This window comes from Streptomyces sp. NRRL F-5122 (genome assembly GCF_001507435.1).
Taxonomy (GTDB): Bacteria; Actinomycetota; Actinomycetes; order Streptomycetales; family Streptomycetaceae; genus Streptomyces; species Streptomyces lannensis.
Genome location: NZ_LMWH01000258.1, coordinates 61,962 through 69,134, shown reverse-complemented (window position 1 = coordinate 69,134; position 7,173 = coordinate 61,962). Strand labels below are relative to the sequence as shown.

General features: G+C 66.3%; 4 protein-coding genes and 3 pseudogenes. 2 read left to right on the top strand and 5 right to left on the bottom strand.

What is annotated here, in order from left to right; translation table 11 throughout:
• Together ADL25_RS49310 and ADL25_RS46885 are read right to left on the bottom strand one after the other, a co-directional pair.
• Positions 1-241, bottom strand: a pseudogene (locus ADL25_RS49310) (alpha/beta hydrolase); the annotation flags it as partial.
• 625 nt (positions 242-866) lie between these two features.
• A pseudogene (locus tag ADL25_RS46885) lies at positions 867-983 on the bottom strand (IS5/IS1182 family transposase); the annotation flags it as partial.
• A 1,174-nt stretch (positions 984-2,157) separates the two neighbouring features.
• Here ADL25_RS46885 and ADL25_RS34285 point away from each other — a divergent pair.
• Complete coding sequence (locus ADL25_RS34285) at positions 2,158-3,408, top strand: helix-turn-helix domain-containing protein (RefSeq protein WP_059131799.1); 1,251 nt, start codon at positions 2,158-2,160, stop codon at positions 3,406-3,408.
• A gap of 216 nt (positions 3,409-3,624) precedes the next feature.
• On the opposite strand, the gene ADL25_RS34280 is transcribed toward ADL25_RS34285, so the two are convergent.
• Both ADL25_RS34280 and ADL25_RS34275 read right to left on the bottom strand, forming a co-directional pair.
• Complete coding sequence (locus ADL25_RS34280) at positions 3,625-4,752, bottom strand: NADAR family protein (RefSeq protein ID WP_059131798.1); 1,128 nt, start codon at positions 4,750-4,752, stop codon at positions 3,625-3,627.
• A 638-nt stretch (positions 4,753-5,390) separates the two neighbouring features.
• Positions 5,391-6,050, bottom strand: coding sequence for a hypothetical protein (locus ADL25_RS34275; RefSeq protein WP_059131797.1), 660 nt, complete (start codon positions 6,048-6,050; stop codon positions 5,391-5,393).
• Between the two features lie 175 nt (positions 6,051-6,225).
• Between ADL25_RS34275 and ADL25_RS50000 the strand changes: the two are divergent.
• Positions 6,226-6,497 (top strand): annotated as a pseudogene (locus tag ADL25_RS50000) (IS5/IS1182 family transposase); the annotation flags it as partial.
• A 76-nt stretch (positions 6,498-6,573) separates the two neighbouring features.
• Here the strand turns inward: ADL25_RS50000 and ADL25_RS34270 are convergent.
• Positions 6,574-6,954 carry a hypothetical protein gene (locus ADL25_RS34270; RefSeq protein WP_059131796.1) on the bottom strand — a complete coding sequence of 127 codons (381 nt, stop codon included), beginning with the start codon at positions 6,952-6,954 and terminating at the stop codon, positions 6,574-6,576.
• Between the last annotated feature and the right edge of the window lie 219 nt (positions 6,955-7,173).

Below are 7,173 nucleotides of genomic sequence, written 5' to 3'. Positions count from 1 at the left end.
GTGATCCTTTACCACCGATCACGTAATGCATGCGGAAGCCGTTCACCTCCGCATACTTGGACTGAAAGCCGGCCGGTGGCTTGTCCTGCGGGAACACAGAAGCCGACTTCGAATCCGCTGAGCCATGCTGCCGGCTCGCCCCCCATGCCCCGGAGCTCAGGGTCGCCGAGACGGCCAGGAGTGCGGCCAGAGCTGCGACAAAGGCGTACAGCTTGTTGGTCTTTCCTATTCTGATGCCCATGATTCTCCTAGGGGCTGAGAGCCGGTATCTCGATTGCACGTCGCGGGAAGCGCCGGTGCGGTGACGTGATCAACTCGTCATTTATGAGGGCGAGAGCCGCCCGCAGCCGGATACCCACTCCACTCGGGCCGAGTCGCTGTGAGACTGTTTGACGATCAGCGTCAGGGTGACGCGACTTCTTACTCGTCTCTCTCGGACGGGCAACCTGCTTGTCGGTGGACGACATGAGATCGGCCGTTGGTCGACCGGGCGCCGCCTATCGTGGGCTGATCAAAAATAATCCCGGTACCGACTCGTCCTGGTGCCCAGACGTCGACCGTGCGTGACGTTGCTCACGGCCGGGGATGGTCATACCAGGGTTGAGCCCTCATAGGGGAAGGATCAAGACCAACTGCCACCGCTCCACAGCTCTTCCCACCGCCCGGATTTTGCGGATACGACCGGTCGTCGGCCAAACAAACGATCCAAGAAAACGGCAGTCGGGCACTGGGTATGTGCCCAACGACTATTGTTCGGGCTCCTGTATGTCCTCGCACGACCACTGTGTCGACGAGCGTCACCGAACCTGTCTCATTCATCTTCAACGGGCATTCAGTGGTGCACGTGGACTCTTTTAGAAGGCATCTCATTTGGTGAGCCTGCGGTAGCAGATGAGGGTTGCGGCGATGCCGGCGAAGGCCAGGAAGTGTTCGGATTTGCGTTCGTAGCGGCGGTGGAGACGGCGACAGCCTGCGAGCCAGGACGTTGGGTCGGCCGCGCGGTGAGGTGCTCGCTGTGAGGCGAGTCCTGTTCCGCGCGGCCTCCCGCCGAGCCGGACATGACGGTTTCCCGGTCATCCGGCTCTCCAGTGATTGCTGCGTGGGTGGTCTGGCCAGCCGTTCTCTGAGTGGATGCGGTCGTGCAGGGGTGCTGCCGTATGCCGCCGTCCGGGCTCGTTGATGTCAGCATTGGATGTCACCGAAGCAGCTCCGGAACTGGGCAGACCTCCCACAGATCGTCTGGCCCGGGTCACGTCCGCTGGGGTGGTGTATCAACGGCCACTCGGGTGATCTCGTTTTGAGGTTAGGCGGTGAGTTCGGTCGGGAGACACACACAGACCGGGTTCCGAAGGGGCCGCAGTTTCGCCTGTGGCCGCCTCGTTGCCCCGCCTTGGGGTCGTGGGGGGCTACGGCGTGTGAGGGGCTACGAGGGGCGCGTGGGGGCTGAATAGTGTGGGCTGGACCGCGGTACCGTCCGCGGTCGCCAAGCCCCCCGTGGCGCTCGAGGTGCTGGGCGATCGTCCAGCGGGCCCATTCGTGGCGCAGGGTCCGGGGGCGTTCGAGGATGAGGCGGTCGGCGCGGACGTCGTGCACAGTGCCGTCGAGGATCAGCCACACCTCGCATTTGGGCAGACAGGGCCTGGTGATCACGGCGAGGTGGTGGATGTCGCCCCATCTCGGGTGCAGGCCGCCGGGCTTGACCCACGTCCACGTGCCGGGGCGGATGGCGCCGGGGCCGGTTAGGGTGTGCCGGCATGCTGGCTGCTGCCGCGTGGGGCGGCGGGGCTTGGGCGGGTACTGGTGGCTCGGCGGGTAGTGCGGGTGGGTGTCGCGGTAGGCGGCCAGATCGGCGGCTTTCTGCCTGACGAGGTCGGCGGGGGTGTAGCAGCGCGGGCCGGATGCCAGTGGCGACGGCCGCGCTCCTCCGAGTAGGTGACGCTGCGGCAGGCGCGGAGGCTCGAGGCCAGGTGCTCGAGGGCCTCATGCACGGCCAGGGTGTTGCGCAGGCCCGGCACGGCCAGCCGGGGTCGCCGGGGCGGGGAAGCCTTGGCCGACCCCGGCTTGCCGTGAACCGGGCACCGCCTCCCCGTGGCGCGAAAGGCGTATCACCGTGTAATCCCCGTGCGATGGGGCGCCTGGGGCTGCAATGCTCAGGGGATGCATCCGCTGTTTCAGGTTCCTCCCACCGAGGTCACCCTGGCTTTGGTCCAGGACTTCATCGACTTGAAGATCCGGGAAGGACTCACGGTCGAGTACAAGCGCGCTGGTGACAAACCGATCGAGGCGGTGGCGGCGCTCGCGAACACCTACGGCGGCCTCGTCTTTGTGGGCGTCGCTGAGGGGGACAAGGGCGTCCCCTCCGAGATCACCGGGGTGCCGCTCGGGGAGAAGGAGAAGCTCGTCAACCAGATGGGCACGAGCTTCGACCCGCCCTGGTCGCCCGAGGTGATCGAGGTGCCCTGCAACGAGCAGGATTCCAAGGTCGTCCTGGTGGTCCGCATCGACCGCGCGACCGTCCCGCGACCCATCGTCCTCAACGGCTCGATCTTCGTGCGCCTGGACGCCCGCAACGAGAAGGCCAACCGGCAGATGATGCGGATGCTGCTGGATGACCCAAACTCGCAGCCTGAACCCCGAGCGACGGGCACCAACCGAGGCTTGAAAAGCCGCGAGTCCCCGTTCAAGGGTCACGAACCAGACGTCGTCCTACGTGCGGTGAGTGTCGTGCGGCTGTGGGAGGGACGGGAACGGACGCGCTTTCCAAGCGGCCTCGCTGGGAGAGTCGTCGATGCCCTGCAGGGCACGCACGCCCAGCCGCTGCTCAGTCGACTAGGACTCGACCTGGCGGGCGGCGGCCAGGTCGTTACGTCGCCGTGGCAGCTCGCAGCGGCCTCAAGTCGACGGTTGAAGCTAGAGATGTCCAGCGATGCTAAGCTTTCGCGCCCAGGCGCGCAGATGACCTGCACGGTGCGGCTAGACGGTGCTGAGCCAGCATCCGACCTTGAGGTCCTGTTCGACACCGCCGTCTGGCTGCCGCGCAACGTCCCCCTCGGGTTGGACCTCTTCCTTCAGGTGTTCTACGAGAGCGTGCCGATCGTGGCAAACACGCTCCTGCCACTCGTTGCCGAGGCGACCGTCGGTCTCAAGGCAATGCCGGTTCCGCTGACCGAGATCCACGTGGCATCCGGAAGCACGCGCAGCCCTTACGGCGACGTGACGCACAACTATCTGACGTCGCTCGTGTCGTTAAGCGCGCTGGGGGAACGAGTAGGCGCTCGGAGCATCTCCGAGGGTAGTGAGACGCTGCTGCGCAGCCTGGTGAACCCACCGCACTGGAACGAGGCCGTGCGCGAGGCGCTGGTCACCATGGCGATGGACTGGGGCTTCCCAGACCCCAAGTTCCCGTGATCATGGGTCCGGCAGGCGCACGAGAGCCGGAAAACGACGGCTGGCCTGCCTACGTCATCGTGTGACGTCCTCGCGAAGCGGGGTCGGGGGTGGGTTGGGCTGCGGCCGGTGGGCACGCTAGAAGAGCGGTGAGGCCGGGGAACCTTGCTCGTTCCCCGGCCTCACCGGTCGTGTGTCACTCGATCGAGGCGATCTGCGCCTGGCCACTCCGGTCGGTTATTGCAGGATGTTCAGCTTGGCTGCGACGAGTTCGGAGCGGGTCAGCTCCAGCAGTCGGCCCATCCAGTTCCGTCCTTCGAGCCCGCGTTGCCCCCAGAAGGTCGATCCGACCTCGGTGTAGATCAATCGGGTGGCGCCAGTGGCCATCAGCGTCTCGGCGAACTCGGGGTGTTGCTGGAACTTCGCGCGCAGCAGGCCCGTCATGACGGCGACCCGAACCTGGGGCCAGTCGTCGCGCAGGGTGGCTTCCTCGGCGAGCTTCTGCGCGTCGTACGGCCTTTCCGCGCCGAGGATCTCTTCCTGTCGGTGTTCGTCAGCGACCGCCAGCGCCCAGTAGGCGTGCGCAACCGTGGGGTAGGTCCGGTTGCCCATGACGATCGGCGCGGGGAACTCATTGCGCAGCACGAGGGTGCCCGGGTTCTCGGGCCAGCCGCGCGGGAAGACGGCCTGGTTTAGATGGACGCTGCTCTCGATCGGTTCAGTCGGGCCGTCTGCGGGTGTTTTCGTCTCGTACTGCGTCCGCAGATGCTCGCGCTCCGCGAAGTACTCCAAGGCGGAGGCGTGCATCTCGTCAGTGACATCGACGGTGTTTCCGTTCCAGAGCTCGATCTGGTTCCCTGGGCCGGCCACGATCACCCGGAGGGGGAAGTCTTTGCGGTCCATGTCGCCCAGGGCGTATCTCCGCAGATGTTCCGGGATGGCTTCGTAGGCTTCTCGAACGGCGGTCCGGTTGGTCTCGGTCGGCTCGTCTCGGAAGACGTCGACGGCGCTGAGGCAGCGGCCGGTGGAGTCCGGACGGCCGTTGAGGTTGTCGATGTCGTCGCGGACCTCGCCGAGCAGCATCTCGGGCGTCAGCCAGGTCTTCGGCTCGGCGAACTTCCACGAGGCGAGGTGGTGGGCGGATGCCTGTGCGCCTTCGGACAGGTCGGTGGCGACCCATCCGGAGGCGAGCTTGTCGGCGAAGCCCTCCAGGGTCTCCAGACCCCAGCAGTCGACCATTCCGTCGGCGTAGATCAGCAGGTCGGTGAGGAAGTACTTGCCACCGTTGCGGATGAAGGCGTGCCGCCAGGTGCCCTCAATGCGCTCGCCGTCCACGTTCCGCCACGTCCGCTTTCGTATCGCCACGCGCGACAGGGTAGCTGTTCGCACTCCCACAAGATCGGGATATTCGGGCTCGGGTCATCCTGGCAGTTCGGCGTGGGGTTCGCCGAGTTCGTCCAGCAGGTTGCAGATGCGCTCGACAAGGCGTTGGTGTCGTTCGACCTCACGGCCCCAGCCTCGCTCTTCGGCGTTGCGAGCCAGCTGTTGGCCTCACTAACGCCGGCGAGACCTACTCTCTGACGGTGCCAGAGCTCGCCGTGGAGGTCCTGGCGGGCACCACTCGCCATGCTGTCGTGGCCGTGACGCGACTACGCTGACCTGTACCGTTGTCGTTTATCTACAGGCTTTCACATACCTGTTCAACGGGCCGTACCGTACTGCTGTCGAGCACGAGCACGGGGGTGTGCGGTGAGGGTCGACCTTGCAATCCGGGAGGAAGACGCATTGACTGAGATGCCGCCCGAGGGACGGCAGGAGATCTTGGAGACAATCGCCGCGGTGCTGGTCCGGCGAGATGCGTGGCCACGGCCGGGCGGCTGGGAAGCAGCGCGGTTGTTCGGGCCGCGGTCGTAGATGGCGTTCTCGGCTTACTTGGACGGTATCGACGTCGGCTATGTCGGCTGACGCGGCGAGGCCGCGTTCCCGTGCCGGGAGCTTTTGGCCTAGCGAAGGGCGAAGTGCCAGACGACGTAACCCACGACGGCCAAGATCAGGACGGTCTCGGGGAGCAAGCACCCCGGCCGGATCGAACTCTGCGGCGCTAGGCGCCTAGCCATGCCGCCCGCGAGGCCATGGGCGTGGATGACATACGGCTCACCAGCCCAGTAGATCTGCCCATCGGGGCCGCGGTGGCCGAGGCGAAGGTCACCTGTCGCCCGGCGTCGCCACAGTCGGCCGGCAACATCGGTGAACTCCACGACGCACCGCGTGGGATCCGGCTCTCCCTCGGCTACCGGAAGCGTGTCCGTCGTCGAGGCTCCCGGGTTCAGGTGGCCGCTGAGTGTCGGCGACTCCAGCGCCTGATCGTCATACCGGAGGACCACGCCGACGAATGGCTGCGAGCTGGCGTTCCTCACAGTGATTCGCCAGAGGGAGACCGACGGGTCGAGGGCGGATGAGTGCTTACTCACCTCTACGCGAAGCATCGATGCATGCGTGGACGCCTCTCGGCGCTCCGCCTCCCGTTCCCGCGTCCGGAGCTGTGTCTCCCGCGCGTCCAGCTCCCGTGTCTGACGTTGCTGGTGCCGGTACCCGGCGAACGTCAGCACGAGTCCGACCACGCCAACCGTGGCGCCTATGACGCCAAACACGAACTCCGCCATGGCCACCAACTGTGTCTGTAGCAGCTGCAGTTGTCCACCTGGTCCGACGTGGCCTGTGACATCGGTTGAGACGGCTGCGAGGCCCCTTCTCCCCGTACGTCGCGCGCTGAAGACCTGGGCTGATCTGGCTTACTGGACTAGGCGACCGTCCTGGGTCAGGAGGCTCGTTCACTGCTGCACGGGCGTGACCGCCTGGCGCCGCCTGCGGGACTGAACCGAAGGCGGCGTCTGGCCCCGACTGCACACGGCACTCCTTGTCGAACTGTGCAAAGCAGGCTTGCTGGAGCTGAACGACTGCGCTATCGACGGCTCCCATGTCAGGGCCCTCAAAGAGGGGATCACGTCGGGCCGTCGCCGGTCGACCCTGCCCGCCCCGGCTCCAAGCACCACCTGACTGCCGACCGCCGCGGAACCCCACTGGCCGTGTCGGTTACCGGCGGGAACCGAACCTCGGCCGACATGCGGGCTGTACGGTATCGCTCTCAGACGCGGTGGGCATGGCGTCACAGCGCCGCCCCGGAGGTTACCCGTTGATGTTAATGGTGCCCGAGGCGTCCCGCATCTGAATGAGTGTGTGGACACGGGACTGGTCGGACACCATGTTGGCGACGCCGCCCTCTTCCACGTGGACCACGGAACGGTACTGCCCTGCCCAGGACGCAAGTTCGGCGGCGAAGGCGGGATTCCCCCGGCCCTCTTCGACCATTGCTGCGGCGAAGGCCCGGACACGCTCGCCGTCGCCGGGGTCGGATGGCTCGATGTCGCTGCCCGTGGCGTGGTGCACGGTGCGTCGCCACAACGCCACGAGCGAGTCCCAGGCCGTTCTTCCGGCCCCGTCGCCCGCGGAGTTGGCCGCCGCTGTAGCGATCGCGGTCGTGATCGCCCCTACCGAGACCGGATCCATGGCCCCTCCCCTGTCAGCCCTCAGGCGCGGAGCGCCGGAGTTCCACAGTAACTCGCCGCGTCCAATGGATGTTGGTGTTTGCGGATGCGCGACTGGTGCTCCTCCTGCGACGTGAGAGGTACGCTACTCGCCCGCCATGCGCCGGGGGAGGGCAGGGACGTGAAGCCGGGCCGAGGCGCGAAGAGGCGCACCGACAACGTATTCCACGGCGACGCGCAC